Source organism: Streptomyces aureoversilis, from assembly GCF_042657885.1.
Taxonomy (GTDB): domain Bacteria; phylum Actinomycetota; class Actinomycetes; order Streptomycetales; family Streptomycetaceae; genus Streptomyces; species Streptomyces aureoversilis.
Genome location: NZ_JBHSKJ010000022.1, coordinates 85456 through 104122, shown reverse-complemented (window position 1 = coordinate 104122; position 18667 = coordinate 85456). Strand labels below are relative to the sequence as shown.

The following is an 18667-nucleotide window of genomic DNA, read 5'->3' as shown; positions in this document are numbered from 1 at the left end:
GACGACCCCCCAGAAGGGAGGACCCCCCTATGACCAGCCCGGCTCCGAGCGCACTGTCCCGTACCTCCAGCACCATGGCGCAGCTCACCGAGGCCCTCCAGCACTCGGAGCGGCTGCGGCAGCGGCGCTTCGAATGGCTGCCGATGCGCGGCAGCGTCCACACCGACATCCAGGGTCGCGGCCCGGGCCCGAGTACCAGTGCCGAGGGCCTTGCGGACCTGATCACCTCCATCTCCGCCGCGGGCGTGCTCCACCCGGTCCTCATCGAGGAGCTCTCCCAGCCCGACGGCAGCGTCAACCAGCGCCTGGTGATCGGCGAGCGCCGCTACCGGGCCCTTCGCTGGGGCGCGGTCAACCAGCCCGACAACCCGCACTTCGAGGCTCTGCCGGCCGTCATCTGCCCTGGCCCCATTACCGACGAGGAGCGCCGCACCTGGCAGTTGGTGGAGAACCTGGCCCGTGAGGACCTCCAGCCGGGCGAGCTCGCCAAGGCCCTGCTCCTGGAGCGCAGCGCGATCCTGTACACCCAGCTGCTGAACGCCGAGATCTACGTCGACGACGAGATCCTGCTGATCGAGGACCCGGTCGCCCGGTTCCAGGCGCTGGAGAAGCTCCGCGGCTCGGATGCCGGCCTCGCCGCCCCGTGGCCGCTGGTCCTGCGCCGCCTGGGGCTCCAGATCACCGCCCGCCGCGCGCGGGAGCTGGTCTCTGCCTTCCGCACGCTGCCGCGCGAGGTCTCCAGCGACATGGACGAGCACCAGGTCTCGCTGGCCGCGCGCACGAACCTTGCCCGGCTGACCCGCGGCCGCCGTGAGGCCGCCGCTGAGATCTGGCAGGCCGTCAAGCGCCTGGGCCGCTCCGACCTGCTGTCGGCCGTGGTCAAGGCCAAGGCACAGGACCCGGAGATCAGCGCCGAGGACGCGGTCAAGGCCGCCGGCATCATGCGCGAGGAGGCCAACGCCGCCCGCTCCGCCGCCCTCACGCGGACACCCGAGGAACAGGACGACGAGCCCGGCCCGCATCAGCAGGATGACGCGGCCGGCGAGGGCTCCGGTGCAGGACCGGCCCCGGCCGACGGCGATCACACGGGCGACCCGCACGCTCCGGCTCCGACAGCCGCCGTGTCCCCGATTCCTGCGGGCGAGGTTCGCCAGGAGGAATCCGACCCGGAGCCGGAGTCGGCATCGCCGGTCGACCCGGAGGTGGCCAGCGGTGCTCTCGACTCGCTGCGCGCGCTCAACGGCCAGCTGGCCGAAGGCCGTGTTCTGCACCGCTTCGACGCCGGCTCGCTGCGGATGCTCCTCACCGACCTGAACCGACGGCTTCCCGCCGACCGCACCACTGAAAGACACGCAGCATGAACGTTTCCCTGCCCATGCCCACCCTCGGCCGCCCCGTCCCCACTCCGGCCGCGGGATGCAACTGCGCCGTGTGCGACTTCTTCATCGACAACCCTGCCGCCCTCGAGCCCGTCTGCTCCGGCAGCTCCTCCAGCTGCGAATACTGCGGCTGCGCGCGCGCCGAAGCCGTGACACCCACCGAGGGACCGGCCGGAGCGTGCAGCCGCTGCCCCATCCGCTGCGGCTCACGCCCCGACATCGCCTCCTGGATGCGCGACATCGGCGGAACCCTCCACTTCACCGGCCTGACCGTGCCCGGGACCCTTCCCGAGCTCCCGGCGTTCATCCCGCAGGTCGACGGACACGACGTCCCCGGCCTCGACGCCCAGCTGCAATGGCCCGCCTACGCGATCGGGCTGCGCCGGGTGCTCAGCCCCAAGAGCCACAAGGTCTACCCCCGCTACGCCGGCAAGACCGTCCACCAGGCCCTGGGCCTGCGCCCCGAGCAGAAGGCCGTCCTCGTCGGCTACGCGGAGGACCCGCTCGTCGAGGCGTACTGGACCCGGCGTAAGGAGGACGGCATCGCCGAGACCCTCGCCGCCCAGGAATGGGACCTGGTCCTCACCCCCAACACGTCCATGTACTTCAACCAGCCGAGGGCCGAGAACCTCATCAACATGCGGCGCAACGTCATGCTCGCCGCCGAACTCGCCGACGCCGGCGTCCCCGCGGTGCCCTGCGTCTACTGGCTCCGCCTGGAGGATCTCGACCGGTACATCGACTGGATCGATGACAGCCCCATCACCCCGCCGGCGCTCGCCGTGAACCTCCAGACCTTCCGCACCCAGGCCGACTGGGAGGAAATGGCCGTACCCGGGCTGGCCTACCTGGCCGCCACCCTGCCCGAGGACATCCCGATGGTCCTCACCGGCGCCAGCCGCGCCGACCGGATCGCCACCTTGCAGGCGCTCTTCCCCGGCCGGCTCTACCTGGTGAGCCAGAACCCCCTCCAGTACGCGCGGCACGGCGCGGTCATGACCCACCAGGGCCGGGTCGACACCCAGGCTCGCACCGAGGACCTCTTCACCGCCAACGTCCGCCACTACGCCGAGCTCGCCGGCATCACCGACCCCTCCGGAGGAAAACGTGGGATCCGGTAGCCGCATCGACCACCAGCACCACCTCATCGCCACCACCGCCAGCGCGTCCATATCCACCTCCGACGACGCACAGCCATTCGGCGCCGCGGAGGAACAGCAGCACCTGATCAGCGAGATCCTGCGGCTGGGCCAGCGCATCGAGCTCGGCCAGGCCACGGACGCCGAGGCGCAGCGTTTCACCGAGGCACGCAACGAGCTCCGCAGCGAGTGGGGAAACGACGACATCCCGTCAGATACAGACGGACTCCCGGAATCTGCACCGGATGACGACGAGCGCGTGGCGCAGGAGGCGCGGGACCTCGAGGAGCAGGTCCTCCTCGGGCAGGCCACCATCGAGCAGACCGAGCGGCTCTCCGAACTGCACGAACGCCTCCAGCCCGCGGAGGACCGGGCCGTCCAGCGGGCAGCCGCCCAGCAGGTTCTCGACGAGATGCTCGCCGAGCAGCAGGCCGCGACCGCGCTGCACGTGCAGGCACGCGACCGGCTGCCCGACGAGCCTGCCGTCAGCTACGAGGAGGACTTCGACGCCTTCCAGCGCGCCTACGACGCCGCCCGCGAGCGGACCGCGCGCGGCGAGGCCGCGATCCCCTACCTGACCGAGGACGCCACCGGCGGCCTCGGTGCCCGAGACGGCGGCCGCGGATTCGGCGTCGAGCTGGAATTCGACGTCGACGGCGACTACGACACCCGCAGCGAGGCCCGTGAACGCATCGCCCTGGACATGTACCGGGCCGGGCTGTCCCGGGATGAGGGAGTCCACGGCTACCACGCCCAGCAGTACTCCGGATACACGGACGCGGCCAACGCCTGGCGTATGGAGACCGACTGCACGGTCACCGGCGAGATCGTCTCGCCCATCCTCTACGATGAGCCGGCCACCTGGCAGAACCTGGCGACGATGTGCGAGATCATCGAGCGGCACGGCGGCCACGCCTCCTTCCGTACCGGCGGCCACGTCCACGTCGGCATGCACGACTATGGCGTCGACGTCGCCAACCACTTCCGGCTGATGCAGACCTACAAGGCCTACGAGGACGTCCTGTATCGTCTCGCCCAAAATCCCGGCGCTCCAGGGAACCTGCACCGCGGCCCGGACTGGTGCACCCCCAACCGCGTCCCTGCGGACGGCTACCGGGACCTCTACTCCGTCGAAGCCAGCGCCCACCACGGCCAGGCGGTGAACCTCAGCGGTGCCCGCGGTCGCCAGAGCGACCACGGTGAATTCCGGATCTGGGACGGCTCCCTGAACCCGTCGGTCATCCAGACGCAGGTCAAACTGTCCCTGGGCATCACTGCTGCTGCCGTCCGCGACGCCGGAAGCACGCACAGGCCGGCCGGAGGCGATCCGGTGCAGCTGGGCGGCCACCGGCAGCGCCTGCGGGAGGCCGGCCTGCTTGGCCGCCGGCTCACCGGCGAGCAGTGGCGCACCAGCACGCTGAACTTTCGCCGGCTGGTCGACGAGGTCTTCCACCGCTCCCAGGACAAGGAGCAGGCGACGGCCCTCTTCGCCTCCACACGCTGGCAACGCCGCTAACCACCCCATACCGATAGGAAGACGACATGACTGTTATCCGCGCCCGCAACGCCTCGGCCGCCGCCGAACCGCCCGCCCCGCCGAAGAAGGACGACCAGTCCCTCTACCGCTTCGAGATGCTCTACGAAGGCGCCACCTGGCGCGCGTGGGCCGACACCCCCTCCGAGCTCCTCGAAGCGCTGATCCCGGAGTACCCCACGCTGGAGACGCCGCGTGACCGTGCGGCCGCGAGGATCCGGCTCGCCCTGCGCACGCAGGTCCGGATGCAGGCGTCCTTGGCCATGGCCCCGGAGCTCGAGGAGTGCACAGCCGAACAGCGCGCCGTGCTGCTCGGAAGCCGGGAAACCCCGCCGACCGTCCGGCAGTGGGATGCCCCCGTGCCGCTGGTACTGGTCTCCACCTTCTACCGCCCGGAGGGCCGACTGCCCCGCCCCGAAGGCCCGGAGGGCTCACTGGTGTGGATCGACCCGGGCGACGACTGGAGCCTGCTGCTGTCCCTGCACCAGGCCGGCGTCATCCACGTCAACATCCGCACCGACATGGCGCCGCCCGCGCCCGAGCCGGACGAGGGGAACTGATGGGATCCGGCAGCCGAATAGAGCACCAGCACCACACCGTTGCGGTCACCCGCCCGAGCACGGAACTCGCGAGCGAAGAGGCAATCGCGGCGCTGCGCAACGCCCTGCAACGTGAGCGGCCCGCCATGCCAGTCATCTTTGCGGACCCGATGGCCCCGCACCAGTGCATGGACCTCATCGAGCGCCCGGGGACCATGGTGTGGTTTCCCGAGTCGGCGGATTTCGTGCGCGAGACCGTCACCGATGAGCGCGATGCCCTCGTCGCGGTGCAAGGGTCCACCGTCCCCGACAGCGGTAGCGGATTCTTCCCGCTTGACGGCGAGGTGCGCGTGTCCAGGGACACCGACGGACGTCTCGCTGTCGCACCCGGAGACGTGCGCTGCGGTCTGCAAGAGCCGCACCAGAGGGACGAAGACGGGCTCTGCGAACACCAGCGGATGGTGGGACAACTTGTCCAGGACCGCCTCAATGCCCCCAGCTCGACCGTCACAGACCGCCTGGCAGCCCAAGAAGTCCTTGATGAGGTCGCCGCGGAGCATGCAGCCTCAGTTGCCGAGCAGGAGCGCCTGCGCGCCGAGCACGCTGCGCAGCCGGCTGCCCGGTCGTACAGCGAGGACTTCGACGCCTTCCAGGAAGCCTACGACCAGGCCCAGGCGCGCCGCCGGGCCGGTGAACCGCCGGTGCCGTACCTGACGGAGAACGCGACGGGCGGCCTCGGCGCCCGGGAAGGCGGCAGGGCCTTCGGCCTGGAGCTCGAGTTCGACTTCCCGCCGAGCATGGACTACGCCCAGCGGCAGCGGGCGCAGCAGGCCATCGCCCGGGAGATGCACGAGGCCGGGATAGCTCCCGACCCCCACATTCACGGGTGGCACGCCTCCGCGCGCGCGGGATACACCGATGACGCGAACGCATGGCGTGTGGAGCACGACAGCACGGTCGCCGGCGAGATCGTCTCGCCGATCCTCTACGACGAGCCGCAGACCTGGAACAACCTGGCGAGGGTATGCGAGATCATCAGGAGGAACGGTGGCGTGGCCAGCGCCCGTACGGGCGGGCACGTGCACGTGTCGGTGCCGGACTACGACCACACCGTCGAGAACCACAACCGGCTCCTGGGCACCGTGGGCGCGTACGAGGACGTGCTCTACCGGCTCGCGCAGAACCCGGCCCGCCGGCAGCACCGGGGCCTGCGCTGGTGCCGGCCGAACCGTGAGCCGAGCGCGCCGTACACCTCGGTAGCCGCCGTCAGAAATGCGAACAATTCGCACGGTATCGGCCTTAACTTCCAGTCGGTGGACGGACGTTCAAGCGACCACGCGGAGTTCCGCATGTGGGACGGCTCGCTGGAGCCCGGCGTCATCCAGGCCCAGGTCAATGTCTCCCTCGGCCTGGCCAACGCGGCCCTGCGCGAAGCGGGCACCGCTCCGCCGCCTCCCCGCGAGCCCGTGGGCAGCCAGCGCGCCGCCCTGGAACGAGACGGCCTGTCGCGGCGGCGGCTGAGCGGCGAGCGCTGGCAGCAGAGCACCGCCTCCTTCCGCAGCATGGTGGACCGGATCTTCCCCCGCGAGGAGAACCGGGCGCAGGCCGCCGCCCTCTTCGCCGCCACACGCTGGCACCGCGGCTCGTAGCCGACATCCGCACAGCCAAAAAGGCCCCTGTTCCCTCCAAGTGGAGAAAACAGGGGCCTTCTGGCTCGGGGTCCGGTCAGCCGCGGGTGGCGGCGAGGGTGACGTCCACCGCCGGCCCGCGCCGTTGCACGGCTCCGAGCAGCGCGTGGAGTTCTCCGTGCTCGGGATGCCGTGCGAGAAGCCCGTCCGGGTCGAGGAAGATGACGCGCCGGTCCCCGCCGAGGTCGGCGAACTGGCCGAAGCGCTGCGTGGACGCCTCCGGGCCCAGCTCGCGGCATTCGATCGTGTGGAGGGCGCGCCTCAGCTGGTCGACGACCTCGCCGACCTCAGCGTCGGGCGGCAATGCCCTCGCCCCTCGAACGGATGGGCCCATGTACAGCGCGGCAGCTGAAGGTGAGAAGTTCACGCGCCGCATTCTCCTCCGGTACCGGCGCGCGGCACAGGTCTTCGCGGTCAGACCCACATGGGCGTGGATCGGCGCAGCACCGGGTCGGGGAGAGTCCGGTGGCTGATCAGCTTCTGGTCGGCAGCGCGGTCGTTCTTGGTGAAGCCCCGGTAGGCGACGATGGGCGCCAGCCGGTCATCGCGGGCTCGGGCGGTAGCCGTGAACCGGTGGCGCCCCGCGAGGAGGGGCGCCCCCGTGGAGTGGTCCACGAGCAGGAGGGTGCCCTCGGGCATGAGCCAGATGCGGCTCCGCTGGATCCGTACCCCGCTGCGGCGGGCAGCGACAGGGAACCAACCGGGATTCGAGGCCCAGAAGAGGTTGCCGTCGTCGTCCACGGCGACGGCCAGCGGGCTGACGGCGGTGCGGGCCAGCATGACCAGGTTCGGCCACCGGCGGTCGGTCCACGCGAGCGCGGCACGCCCCAGGGTGGACTCCAGGATCTGAAGGGTGGCGGCGATGACGCCGCCCGCCTGGTCGAGGGCCTGCATCAGGACCTCGGTGTCGGTCTGCCCCTTGGGGTCGGGCAGCTCGTAGGCGTCCCGTAGATCCAGCGCGTCGACGTCGCCGTTGTGTGTGCCGATCAGCTGGCCGACCTGAAGCGGGCTGGAGTTCGCCAGACGGCGGGTATCGCCCTGGGTCGCCCAGCGGGTGTGCCCCAGAGCGGCGGGTGACCGGTCGAGCACCTCGGTCAGCTTGGGGTCCCAGATCTTGCTGAACGGTCCCGCGCCCTTGACGACCCTCCAGCCACCGGCATGCACGTCGCGCCGGGAGACCACCGGTGATGCCACCGTGGCCGTCGGGCCGGTGGCCATGGCCAGACCCGCAGCGTCGGTGCCTCGCTCCTCGGCAAGGACACCCAGGTGGAAGCACATGATGGAGGCCCGCGACGGGTCGTCGCAGGCCTGATTACGAATAAATCCGAACAAACCGCACATACAAGGTCCTTCGCTGCCCCTGTCGTTCACGCACGGGGCAGGGGCGCATCACGGCCGACGCTGGGGCGCCGTCCGGGGTTGAGCGTCAGTGAAAGGGGCGTGCGCACCCGCAACGCACGCGGCGCCGCTCAGGCGAGGCGGCGGCGGGACGACCGGCGTACGGCCGCCCGTCGAGGCGAGCTAGGGGTCCGGGCGAAGCCGCTGGCCACCCAGTCGCCGCCCGGCACCTCCGGGCAGTCCATGAGCCAGCTCTCGTGGTGGGCGGGACCGGCCTCGTAGAAATAGGCACGCACCGACTCGCCGTCGGCGCACTGCACCACGCGCCGCCGACGCACGTAGAGGCTGTCGAACTCGGCGCCCGTGTAGCCCTCCAGGTGGTCCAGGCGACGAAGGACCATATTCCAGACCTCGGGGCGCACATCCATGAGCTCACCGACCACGCGCCGACCCTCACGGGGGACGGCGAACGGCACGACGGAACCCAGCAGCGTGTAGTCCTCCAGGGACGCGGAGCGCTCGCGCACGGTATGCCCCGCCAGAATCCTCCGGTAGTTCCCTTGCTGCGCCCGCAGCGTGCCGTAGACGAACACCGGGAGCTGCTCAGTCATCCGCGTCATGTTCGCCACCTCCTTGCATAGCACCGCCAGACCACGTCCAGCGGATGACTTGGACACCAGCCCTGTAGGCGGGCTGGCGAAAACAGGCCGTTCACGCGGCCATTGGGAATCGCCGTCGAACCTCGACCGCACATCAAATATACCGCATAGAAAACATTTAAGCAATGCCAGGCTCTCGCTCCGGCGTTGCACGTCGGCGGCGTCGCGATTTCGCGCCGCCAAGGGACCCGGTCATTCGCCGTATCGACAGGCAGGAGGTACCGCGGCGACCGAGGTCCGCGCCCTGGAGTGCGAGCAGAGCCGCGCGACGGCCGTACGCCCGGGCGGCCAGAGGGGCCTGCCCGCTCCGGCGGTCCGCCGAGCGGCAGGCGAAGCCGGCATAGCAGAATTGCTTAAATAGTTTGCGGGGGGTACCTTCAATGGAGCCCTACCTGCATCCCTTCCGGCCGACCGAGCGGAAGACGCAGGAGGGCGCGATAGACCCGTACAGTTCGGCGCCCATGAGGGCGGCCCGCCACCGCGGCGCACATGCGCCAGCCCTTGGAGCGACAGATGATCCCGGCAGGTTCGCAGACCCGGTACACGACCGTCCTCAGGATGGCCAAGCGGTACAAAGTGCACCGGAATGCGGCCCTGCTGTGGACCGGCGAGCCCGACTTCCCCGACGCGATCGACAAGGCCGAGAACACCTTGGTGTACGACGAGGCGAAGGTCGACGAATGGGTGAAGCGGCACAAGCCGGGCCTGTGGGCGAGCGGGCAGAAGAGCGCGAAGGACCTGGGCCTGCCCGAGGGTAACGACCGCGACCTGCTGACGCTCGAGGAGATCGGGGAGCTCGAAGGAGCATTCCTGGGTCGCGAAGCCACGCCCGTCGAGACGCTGCGCACCTATCTCTCGCCCTCGAAGGGGACGATGCCGGGGCCCGACAGGGAGCCGGGCGACGGCGGCAAGCCGGAGGTCGAGGAAAGGATGTGGTTCCGTAGCACCGCCTACGACTTCATCACGCGCCCCCGTAAGGTCCGCCGGAAGAAGACGGAGAGCACTCCGACTGCGAAGAAGAAGGCGCCGGCCACTCCCCGCGCCACCGTGTCCGAGGCCGCCCTCCCCACAGGCAGCTCCTCGGACCTGCTGACCCTGAAAGAGATCGCCGAGCTCGACGCCGCGGCACGCGGGCGCAGTAAGCCCCTGGCCCTCTCATCGCTCGCCACCTACCGGTCGCAGGGCCTCCTGGCCCAGCCGGACAGAGTGCCAGGCGACAAGGGGCAGCCCGAGGTCGCCGAGGAGATGTGGTTCCGAAGCACCGCGTATGAGTTCATCAACAGCCGGCGTAAGCCCGGCCGGCCCTCGAAAGCATGACGGTACGCCGAAATGCTGCACGCCCGTATCGCGTGCAGTGCGCCCGAAGCGGAGTCCTGACGATGGAGAAGCGTGATGGCCACGCGGAGGCGTAGCGCCCGTATCGACCGCGCCGGCATCGGCGAGCAGTACGGAGTCGGCGAAACCGTCGACTCCTGGGCCCGCCTGCTCAACTTCCCGCGGCCGGTCGGGGACGATGAGTGGGATGCCCGGGAAGTGGACTCCTGGGTACGAGCGAATCGACCGCAGTCGTGGCCGGGCAAACGCACGCCACAGGCGGGGAGCTCGCCCCGTGAAGGGGAGGTTCCGCAGGCCGGTGCGCGCCGGCCGCGGGGCGGCGCGACGCCTGCCGAAGGGCCTTCTGAAGCCCGCTCTTCAGGGCAGCGCAGCACTGCCGCAACACCACCCGCACCGAAGGCCGGAAGAGGCGTGCCGGCGGTCGTGATCCCTCCTCCCGAGGGGCACCCGGAAGACCTGCTCGACATCGACGACTATCGGACGATCTGGGGCAACGCGACCCGGGGGACGCGTGTCGAGCGCGTGACCCTGTCGAAGTACATGAGCCTCGGCCGCTTGCCCCAGCCGGACCGGATGCCCGATGACGGGCTGGAGCCGGAGGTCCTCAAACCCATGTGGTTCCGCAAGACCGTCAACAAGAGCATCGCCGACCGCAGGCCCACGGGCCGCCCCCACAAGAAGGCCTGACCCGCGGCCGACCGGATCCTGCACCTCGTCGCCGCTGGGCAGGCCACGGGGCGCACCGACCTCTGGCCTGCCCGTCCACAGGGGGGTTGCTTAACTGTTTTCACTTTGGTATGCTTGACCTGTCAAGCCGGAGAGGGGTCATCAAGGCGGCGGCATGAACCGCCTCCTGACGGTGGCGCACGGAGACATCACCCCGCAACGCGTCCCGACTCTCCCTCGCCCGCCACCCCAGCTTCGCCCGGCCAGCCCTGGGCCAAACCGCAAGAAGATGGAGACGCCGTGGACGCCGCCAGCATCGACGCCATCACCGAGATGGACCTCGCCCGTGCCGCCCTGAAGCAGAAGGCCAGGATGGTCATCAAGGCCGTGAGCGCCGCGCTCGGCCAGTTGTACCCCGAGGGCGCATACGTTGCCCTCCTCTGCCGTGAGAGCGACCGCCCCGACACCGCCCGCATCGGCGGCCTCTACGACGCCCAGCACCACGGTCACATCGGCCCGACGAGGAAGGGTCATGCCATCTACCCGCCGAGCCGTGTCGGGGACTGGCCGTTGCGCCGCCTGCCCAAGCGCATCACGCGCCAGCACTTCGGCTCGCACGCCGATGGCGAGCGGACTATGAATGACCTCCTTACGGAGGCCTACCGGGCGGGAGTCAACTTCCCTTACGGCCGCAGGGGAGGACTCTCCTACGGCCCCCGGATCGATATCCGCTGACGGCCCGACATGCGCCACAAGGCCCGCCCGCCCCTTCTGCGCCACGGCGCTCCCCAGCGCCCGGCGGAGAGCCTGCCTGGGCGCCCGCGCCGCCGCGCCGTGCGCCACCGGCCCCGGCTCCACGTCGTGGGCACATCCATCCGCACTACTGCCTAATTGTTTCCTTGGTGGTCTGTTTCGCGTTCGCTCCGAAGTGTCTGCGCAGACCCCGCCTTCATCACCAAGAGCCAGCACACCGCGCGGGTCAACGGCCCTTGCCCGCGCATTCCGCCCCCGATTTCGAGAACACCCGTGTTCACCTCCCCTTCCGACTGCCCCGATTGCGGCGTCCGCCCCGGCCAACTGCACCACGATGGTTGCGACGTGGCGCGCTGCGCCACCACCGGACAGCAGCGCGCCGGCTGCGGCCACTCCGGCAGCACCTGTATCACCCGATGGACCGGCCACTGGCCGGGCGACGCCGAGTGCTGGGAGTACGGCTTCTTCATCCAGCCTGACCCCGGCGCTCCCCCGAACACCCCACCCCTGCCGGACATCAACCGGCTTTACCTCGAGTGCGACTGGGATCCCGCCCAGCAGCGCATGATCCGCCGCGCATCGAGCTCGCCGCCCGAGTCCAGCCACCAGTGAGGCGCCTCCGCGCTCGGAAGGCGGACATCCGCCCGGCAGTCGCTGCACCCGCACCCGCCACCAAACGGGGCGTACTGGAGATATGCACCATGAGCCATCAAGACCTTACCGACCAGATCGCCGCAGCGCTGAAGGCCCGCAGGCTCCACGCTGCACCCAAGACCGCCCAGGCCAGTGGATGTGACAACCCCGGATGCGCCCGGCACGCCGGTGCGAGCTCCTTCCCCCACTTCCCCTCCACCGCGCGTTCCGGCGCCGACTTCGGTGAAGCCGTAGCCGATGCGTGGTACAAGGCCTCCGGAAGCAGCCGCATGGACATCCCGGTAGGCATCGTCGCCGCCCTGGCCCTGTGGCCCACCAAGACCGAAGGCGCGGCCCACGCAGGCCGCCTTGCCAGCTACTTCGCCGCGCAACCCGGCCCGGTACTGGTCCAGGGCTACGCCGAGTGCTTCGCCGCGAGCTGGATGCAGCGTCCCGACTTGCTCGATGTTGCCACCCCCATCACCCAGTGGACGGAGGAGGACCTGGACCAGACGCTGTTGCGAGGGGTCCAGGCCGTGACCCGCGCAGCTGTCCGGTCCGGGGTGTTGCACTACACCGGCTCCAGCGACCCGGCCTTCCGGTCCACCATCGACCTGATGTCCTGGACCGTCACCGCGCTGCGGCATCACAGCTCCCGGAAGGGTCTCGGTGAATACCACACCCCGCCGGATATCGCGGCCGCTATGGCGAGTGTCCTCACGGCCAAGCAGCTGCCCGAGCCCGGAGAGTGGTTCTGCGAGCCGACCGCCGGCACCGGCAGCATGTTCCGCACGCTCGCGGAGGCCCTGCGCGATCACAACCTCGACCCGCACGACTTCGGCTGGATGATGCAGGAGCTCTCCCCCGTTGCCGCTGCGGCCGCCGCAGTGAACGTGCTCGTGTGGGACCTGGGGCCCCGCGCGCTGGTTGCCTGCGGTGACACCCTCGCGCAGGGCGACCTCACCGCCGCAGCGCTCGCCCACCAGCGCGAGATGTTCGCCCACCGGGACCGGATCACCGATGCGACCGTCGCCGCCGTTGCCACCCACAAGGCGAACCGCCTGTTGAACTCCCTCTTCCCGAACTCCACCGCAGCCTGACGCAGCAGAACGCCACTTGGACCGCACGGTCTCATGCGTCATCGCCCCGCGACGCGTGCACGAGACCATGCGCAGCCAGCATCCGGCGCCTTCAACCTGCCGCCCCCGCACTGTGGCCCTCCGGACCGGAGGGCCACAGTCACCGCCAGCCACACCTTCCGCAGGAGATTCCGTGCCTCCGACAGTGCCGACCAGTCGCTCCATGGCCTACCTCAAGACGGCGTCCGCTCACCCGCAGGGCCATCTGTCCGGCGCCCGTATCAGCAGTGGGCTGCTTCGCAGACTTCTCCAGGCCCGCTACTTCTACCGCAATGACCAGGACGGGTTCGTCATGGACGTCGAGGAGGCACTGGCCTCCTCCGGTGACCAGCCCCTCATCATCACCTTGGCCGGCCGCCGTGCCGCACTGACCACGGCCCAGCTCACGGCCCTGACCAACGGCGTCGGCCCCGACGGGCGCCTCGCGCCTTCGGTGCCGTGGCCGACAACACATGCACTCGCCGCCCTGGGCCTCACGGAATTCCGCGACCAGCAGGGCAGCCCCCAGCTGCACAACGGCGACGACGGCGTCAGCGGCCGCACGCACCACGCCTTCCGGACACCCCTCGGCCAACTCGTTGCCGAGCTCAACGAGAACGACGACCGCGCGTAGCCCGCAGCGCCCGGCCCTCCTGGAGGCGGGCCACGGATGCCGCACCCAGCACCCTCCTTAGGCCGCGCCTGTGGCCACCTCTGCCCGACTCCGGCCACCGGCGCAGCGCCGACCTGCGAGCCCGACGGACGCGCTCACCAGACCACCTACCCGGCGGGCCGCACAGCCCGCCGCCCTTCTACAGGAGAGATTCATGCCTTTCAGCGGTGTCACCCGCGTCTACCGGCCCGACGACGATGAGGCGCATCTGCTCGGTCCGCAGGACGGCGAATCCACCGCCCACGCGCTGTGCCGTGCCAAGCCGCCCGCAGCGGACGGGTGGAGAGGAACCGGGAACCCGGTGGAGGCCGGGCAGGCCGCCGCCTTGCCCCTCTGCGCGGCGTGCCGTCGCTTGGCCGACTGGGCCGCAGGAGCATGGTGGTTGCCCTCGGCCCACGCTCGCCGGGCCTTTCTGCCGGAGGACCCGCAAGAGCACAGCCGGCAGGTCTGCGATCTGGTCGCCGCGTTCTGGCCCTCCGGCGCGGCCGTCGAGGTCCCCCTCGGCACCGCGGCGACGGTTGCCCTGCTCCCTCTCGCGGACTCCCAGGCTCCGGTCCTCGCCCGCACGATCGCTGAGCTTCCGCCAGGCGGCCTGATCGAGCTGATGCGCGCGACGTGGGCCGAGCTGTGGGTACGGCACCCCTACCTCACCGAATGCGCGGGCCTGCTCTACCGGTGGCTGGGCACGGCATCCGACGAGACCGCGCAGCAGGTGACCGAGCTGACCCACCTCCTCTTGCGAGCGGGTCTCGTGGAGCACGGGGCCGACCCAAGGCGGTACCTCAAGGCGGACCTGCTCGGCCGGCTGCTCCAGCAGCTGACCGCCCGGGGCGAGAAGGGACGGCGCGGCGCCTTCCACACCCCGGACTTCGTGTGCGACTTCATGAGCGAGATCCTGTCCGGCCTGTCCGAAGGCGAAAGCACCGGAGAGCTGGCGGCCGGCAGCGGAGCCATGTGGCGGGCCGCAGCGGCCCAACTGCGCTGGGAAGGCAAGGACCCTGCGGAGTTCCCCTGGGTCGGCGTCGAGATCGATCCCCTCGCAGCCGCGACGCTGGCCGCGAACTCCCTGCTGTGGCGCCTGGGCGACGACGTCCTCATCGCCTGTGCCGACGGGCTCTCCAGGGACAGCGGTCTGGGACGCGCACACGAACACCGGACCCAGGCGACCGCCCGCCGGAATGCCTTCGTGGAGTCGCCGTCGCAGTAGCAAGGAGAAGCGACCGGCTCGCGCAGGCCGGCCTGTGCCAACGGCGAGGCCTGAAGCGGCCATGACCTCGGGGATGAACCCCCGACAGGCATTGCTTAACTGTTTTCCTAGGGGTATATTTAGTGGTGCAGCGAGGGGCTCCGCCCGCTCGGTCGAGCCCGCCCCCGTCGGCATCCACCCACTTCTCAATCATGGGGATATCCATGACATCTTTGACGATTCCGCCCGCAACTGTCGGCCGCGGCTTCATACGCCAGAGCCTTGACCAGGGCATCCACCCGGCTACTCGGCAACGGCTACTGGAGCCCTGGACAACGGCACCGTCCGCCACGTGCGGCGGGTGCGCCTTCCTGACGGAACGCGTTCGCGACAAGGGCACGACGCGAGCGACGTATCTGAAGTGCCGCCTCAAGGCGCAACGCCGCCGCGGCCCCGACCTCCAGCGCGACTTCCCGGCGTGCACGGCGTACCGCGCGGCGCCGGACGCCAGCGACAACGCGAACGCCTCGCCCTCCAGTGCCTGACCGAGCCCGACCCCGCCCCGGCGGAGGCCGACACGCAGCGCCCCCAGCAGGCCGGGCGCCGCAGAGGCCACGCACAGGTCCGCCGGTGCACGCCGCGCCGCCTCATCTCCCCCAGTTCGACGACCACCTGACGCCCCAGCGCGCCTCTTCGACCACCGCGTCCCCTCGCACCCGCCGGACCCTTCCGCCTGCCCCGCGGAGGGCGGCGGGCCGGGCGCATTTGCCACAGGCTCCGACCAGACGAAAGGGACTGCCACCATGGGTCTCACATGGACCACCCGAGGCTCTCTTACTTTCCATCCGCCGATGCCGCTCGCGTCCATCTCCGAGGTTCTGCTGGGCCCCTGGCCCGTCTTCGAGATCGCCCCGCCCGCCATCGATCCGCAGGCCCTCGCTGCCCTTGTCAAGGACCGGGAGCGCATCCTGGTTCCCGCGGACATCGCGACGTACAACTTCAAGGGCCTACCGTCGCACATCCAGTCCGCCCACATCCACTGGGACGCCCACTACAGCTTGATCGGCAACACGCTGAGGCAGTTGACGGTCCCTGCCGTCACGATCGGCCACGGCTTCGACGACGCCATCACCTGGGTCGGTGAAGACGGCTCCGAGGGCGAGATCGCCTTCTTCGAGGACGGGGAGCTCATCTGGGACGAGCTCCGCCTCCCGCCCGGCTCCCGGCCCCGCACCTACGACACCTTCGGAGAAACCGGGTTGTAACGCTCGCCCCGTACGCACCACCCCCGCACACGAGGAGCCCAAGTGAACGCCAACGCCCCCATCTCGAGCGGCCGCGAGTACTACGTGATCAGCACCATCGGCCCGGACGGGCGCTTCACGGTCCTGGACGTGGAGGCCGCCCCGGCCGGCCGCCGAGAGGCCAACGAGCGATTCGACGCCCTGTTCGTCGAGCCCTACATCACCGTGAGCAACGTTTTCGCCGACAGCGCGGCGCAGGCGGCTGAGATCCTGCGGCGGGACTGCGCGTAACTCTGGGCGTCTCACCGAATCAGAGTTATTGCTTAATTGTTTTCTCTGGGGTATCTTTTTGGTTACCGGGGCGCGGCAGTCCGGCGATCACCGCCCGGCCCCCCGGTTCCTGAACTTTCACCCTGTTTGTGAGGCACTGTGCTGGATTCCAACTTCTCCACGTCCGACCCGGCCAACTGGCGCTGGACTGCGCCGGAGCCGCGCCAGCTCGCCGAGATGCGACAGCAGATGGAGGAGTGGCAGCGGACGAACATCGGGCTCATGGCGATGAAGAGCTCGCTGATGGACGGGAACTCCAGCCTCTTCCCCTACATCGACGTTGCGGATCCGGCCGCCACGGGGGCCTTGGTTCTGTGCGGCCAGGAGGCGCAGCGTCTCTCGGAGGCCCGGTTGTACTACGCCGACGAGGACACCACCGCCGCGTCGCTGGCCGCGGCGGCCACGCCTCCGGGCGAGCCGGTCAGCGCGGACCGTCTGCCGTCGCCAAGCGGGCTGATGGTCTTCGCCGACCCCATCGGCTCGTACGCGGTGAACACCCGCACGGCGGCGCCCGGCCAGGGCGGGGAGCCGGTGCAGCTGCACACGCCGATCGTGGCGGTCTCCTGGTCGCTGTGGCGCCCGCGCGTCGGGCGCGTGCCGGTGGAGTGGATCGCCAACACCGCGCACGGCCGGGAGTTCGTCCACCCGGCTGAGCAGGGCATATGGCTCACCTTCTACACCGCGTGCGGGGCCGCTCTGCGCGGCGTGGATCCCGGCACGATGCTGCACAGCCCAGCGTTGGGTGACACCGCCCGCGCCGGGGAGCTGGTCGCGGCCCTGGACTTCCCCGGGCGGCCGGAGCTGACGTGGGACAACGAGACCGTGCTCTTCCTCGGCCGGAAGTTCCCCGAGGCGGGCTCTCCGCTCGGCACGACCGGCGGCTGGGCCCAGACCGTCTACACCGCCTGGCAACTGATGTCCCAGACCGGCGAGCACGCGTGGACCGAGACCGAGGTCGTGCCCCGTGACCGGGCCGGGCGCAAGCGCGACCGGCGCGCGGGCATCACCGGGAACGGTGATGTGAACGTGGTGCGGCTGCGGGCCAGCCACCGGCCGTCGGCCGAGGCCACCGAGCGCGACCGCCAGGACTGCGACGGCCGTAGGCCGCCGCGCACGGACTACCGCTGGGAGGTCCCGCCCTACCGAAGCCCCAACCGCTGCCTGAACACCCGTCTGCACGCCGTCGGCGGCTGCACACACGCCGAGCGGATCATCCGCCAGCACGTCAACGGCCCCAAGGGCAAGCCCGTACGCCGCCCGCGCGGCCCCGTCTACGTCTGGGCCGCCTGACCGGCGGGCCCCGGCATCGGGTGGCCCCGAGCCGTGGCCACCCAGCCCTCCCCCGTGAGCACGACCAGCGGGGCGCGGCCAGGACGAACCCGGCGTGGCCGCGCCCGCTTCCGACAGCCCTCGCACCACGATCTGGCGGCCGGCCTCGAGCAGGTCGCCGAGACAACCCGACACGAGCTGCCGGCCCACCCCGCGGCGCCGATGGCCGTCGGAGACCGGCTTTCCCGGGCCGCTGCCGCGGCTCGTCGCACCGAGGCGTGCAGGTCTGCGCGCCCCTCACCCCGGCGCCGGCGCCCCTGCCCCGCCCAACCGAACCAGGATTCCCATGCCTTCTTCTGCTCAGAATCTCGCACTGGCGAAGCTCATCCGCCAGGCCGTCATCGACGACGGAGTGCTCGCCGCCGAGGACTTCGCCGTCGTCATCTCCAACCGCCGCAAGAACATCGTCATCACCACCGACATCTCGGGCCGGCACACCGTAAGAGTCCGGCCCCCGATAGCCCCGCAGAGAGTTGTCGACTTCGTCCGGAACAAGGCCGCAGAGCTGGAGCGCAACGCCATCAAGCTCGCCGCGATGGCTCCCCGCCACCCCGTCAAGCATCTGGTCGACGGCGAGGAGTTCACCTGGCTCGGCCAGACCATGCGCCTACACCTGACGGAGCAGGCGGGCCCGGCGCGGCGCGTCCGGCACGACAGCGGATGGCAGCTGGTCGTCAGCGCGGCCGACGTCCGCGACCGCGGGGCCGGCGTACTCACCGACTGGTACTGCCGGGAAGGCCTTGCCTGGGTGGAACGCAACGCGCCCTCCTGGTGGCGGCGGATAGCGCCCGGCAGCAGGGCGCAGCCCGGCCTGGACGTCCGCGACCTCGGGAAGGTCCGGGCCGGCGTGTTCAACGGGCGTGCCGACCAGGTGGCGTTCCACTGGCCGCTCTTCCAGCTCCCCGCGGCGCTGTGTGAGTACGTCCTGGTGCACGAGCTGGCCCACGCCACCCGTCCGCCGGGGAAGCCGCACGGCCCGGAGTTCTGGGCCTGCGTCAAGCGCGTCATGCCCGACGGCCGGCGGCGCCAGCGGCTGATGCGCCAGGCGTGGCTCGACATCTGGACCGGCGCCACCCGCTGACCCACGCCGCCCTGTACCTCTCCCTTCGCGCCGGCCACACGTC

At 70.4% G+C, this 18667-nt stretch carries 20 protein-coding genes; 17 read left to right on the top strand and 3 right to left on the bottom strand.

The window, feature by feature from the left end:
* The first annotated feature begins 29 nt into the window (after positions 1-29).
* Genes ACFPP6_RS30390 through ACFPP6_RS30370 form a run of 5 tightly spaced genes read left to right on the top strand, consistent with a single transcriptional unit; the run spans position 30 to position 6240 of the window.
* Complete coding sequence (locus ACFPP6_RS30390) at positions 30-1361, top strand: ParB N-terminal domain-containing protein (protein ID WP_382049234.1); 1332 nt, start codon at positions 30-32, stop codon at positions 1359-1361.
* Positions 1358-2500, top strand: coding sequence for a hypothetical protein (locus ACFPP6_RS30385; protein WP_382049231.1), 1143 nt, complete (start codon positions 1358-1360; stop codon positions 2498-2500). Before ACFPP6_RS30390 ends, ACFPP6_RS30385 begins: the two co-directional genes overlap by 4 nt.
* A complete protein-coding gene (locus tag ACFPP6_RS30380; RefSeq protein ID WP_382049228.1) occupies positions 2487-4034 on the top strand; it encodes an amidoligase family protein in 1548 nt (515 codons plus the stop codon). Before ACFPP6_RS30385 ends, ACFPP6_RS30380 begins: the two co-directional genes overlap by 14 nt.
* A 26-nt stretch (positions 4035-4060) precedes the next feature.
* A complete protein-coding gene (locus ACFPP6_RS30375) occupies positions 4061-4612 on the top strand; it encodes a hypothetical protein (RefSeq protein WP_382049225.1) in 552 nt (183 codons plus the stop codon).
* Positions 4612-6240 carry an amidoligase family protein gene (locus tag ACFPP6_RS30370; RefSeq protein ID WP_382049222.1) on the top strand — a complete coding sequence of 543 codons (1629 nt, stop codon included), beginning with the start codon at positions 4612-4614 and terminating at the stop codon, positions 6238-6240. Before ACFPP6_RS30375 ends, ACFPP6_RS30370 begins: the two co-directional genes overlap by 1 nt.
* Before the next feature lie 76 nt (positions 6241-6316).
* Here ACFPP6_RS30370 and ACFPP6_RS30365 read toward each other — a convergent pair whose 3' ends face one another.
* The 3 genes from ACFPP6_RS30365 to ACFPP6_RS30355 form a co-directional block, all read right to left on the bottom strand.
* Entirely contained in the window at positions 6317-6583 is a 267-nt protein-coding gene (locus tag ACFPP6_RS30365; protein WP_382049219.1) for a hypothetical protein, read from the bottom strand.
* 110 nt (positions 6584-6693) lie between these two features.
* Positions 6694-7620, bottom strand: coding sequence for a class II glutamine amidotransferase (locus ACFPP6_RS30360; protein WP_382049216.1), 927 nt, complete (start codon positions 7618-7620; stop codon positions 6694-6696).
* Positions 7621-7748: 128 nt separating this feature from the next.
* Positions 7749-8237 carry a gamma-glutamylcyclotransferase family protein gene (locus ACFPP6_RS30355; RefSeq protein WP_382049213.1) on the bottom strand — a complete coding sequence of 163 codons (489 nt, stop codon included), beginning with the start codon at positions 8235-8237 and terminating at the stop codon, positions 7749-7751.
* Positions 8238-8834: 597 nt separating this feature from the next.
* Here ACFPP6_RS30355 and ACFPP6_RS30350 point away from each other — a divergent pair.
* From ACFPP6_RS30350 to ACFPP6_RS30295, 12 genes are all read left to right on the top strand, one after another.
* Positions 8835-9593, top strand: coding sequence for a hypothetical protein (locus tag ACFPP6_RS30350; RefSeq protein WP_382049210.1), 759 nt, complete (start codon positions 8835-8837; stop codon positions 9591-9593).
* Positions 9594-10034: 441 nt separating this feature from the next.
* Complete coding sequence (locus tag ACFPP6_RS30345; protein WP_382049208.1) at positions 10035-10298, top strand: hypothetical protein; 264 nt, start codon at positions 10035-10037, stop codon at positions 10296-10298.
* A 279-nt stretch (positions 10299-10577) separates the two neighbouring features.
* The gene (locus ACFPP6_RS30340; RefSeq protein WP_382049205.1) at positions 10578-11012 is read left to right on the top strand and encodes a hypothetical protein; all 435 of its coding nucleotides are present in this window, start codon (positions 10578-10580) and stop codon (positions 11010-11012) included.
* Between the two features lie 291 nt (positions 11013-11303).
* Entirely contained in the window at positions 11304-11642 is a 339-nt protein-coding gene (locus tag ACFPP6_RS30335) for a hypothetical protein (RefSeq protein WP_382049202.1), read from the top strand.
* Positions 11643-11731: 89 nt separating this feature from the next.
* Positions 11732-12763, top strand: coding sequence for an N-6 DNA methylase (locus tag ACFPP6_RS30330; RefSeq protein WP_382049199.1), 1032 nt, complete (start codon positions 11732-11734; stop codon positions 12761-12763).
* A gap of 172 nt (positions 12764-12935) precedes the next feature.
* Positions 12936-13415, top strand: a complete 480-nt coding sequence (locus ACFPP6_RS30325) for a hypothetical protein (RefSeq protein WP_382049196.1) — start codon at positions 12936-12938, stop codon at positions 13413-13415.
* A gap of 193 nt (positions 13416-13608) precedes the next feature.
* Positions 13609-14661, top strand: a complete 1053-nt coding sequence (locus tag ACFPP6_RS30320) for an N-6 DNA methylase (RefSeq protein WP_382049193.1) — start codon at positions 13609-13611, stop codon at positions 14659-14661.
* A 457-nt stretch (positions 14662-15118) separates the two neighbouring features.
* A complete protein-coding gene (locus ACFPP6_RS30315; RefSeq protein WP_382049190.1) occupies positions 15119-15316 on the top strand; it encodes a hypothetical protein in 198 nt (65 codons plus the stop codon).
* 175 nt (positions 15317-15491) lie between these two features.
* Positions 15492-15905, top strand: a complete 414-nt coding sequence (locus ACFPP6_RS30310) for a hypothetical protein (protein WP_382049187.1) — start codon at positions 15492-15494, stop codon at positions 15903-15905.
* 42 nt (positions 15906-15947) lie between these two features.
* A complete protein-coding gene (locus ACFPP6_RS30305; RefSeq protein WP_382049184.1) occupies positions 15948-16175 on the top strand; it encodes a hypothetical protein in 228 nt (75 codons plus the stop codon).
* Between the two features lie 138 nt (positions 16176-16313).
* Complete coding sequence (locus tag ACFPP6_RS30300; protein ID WP_382049181.1) at positions 16314-17504, top strand: hypothetical protein; 1191 nt, start codon at positions 16314-16316, stop codon at positions 17502-17504.
* 325 nt (positions 17505-17829) lie between these two features.
* Positions 17830-18624 (top strand): YgjP-like metallopeptidase domain-containing protein, encoded by a 795-nt coding sequence (locus ACFPP6_RS30295; RefSeq protein WP_382049178.1) that lies wholly within the window; start codon positions 17830-17832, stop codon positions 18622-18624.
* The last annotated feature ends 43 nt before the right edge of the window (positions 18625-18667 follow it).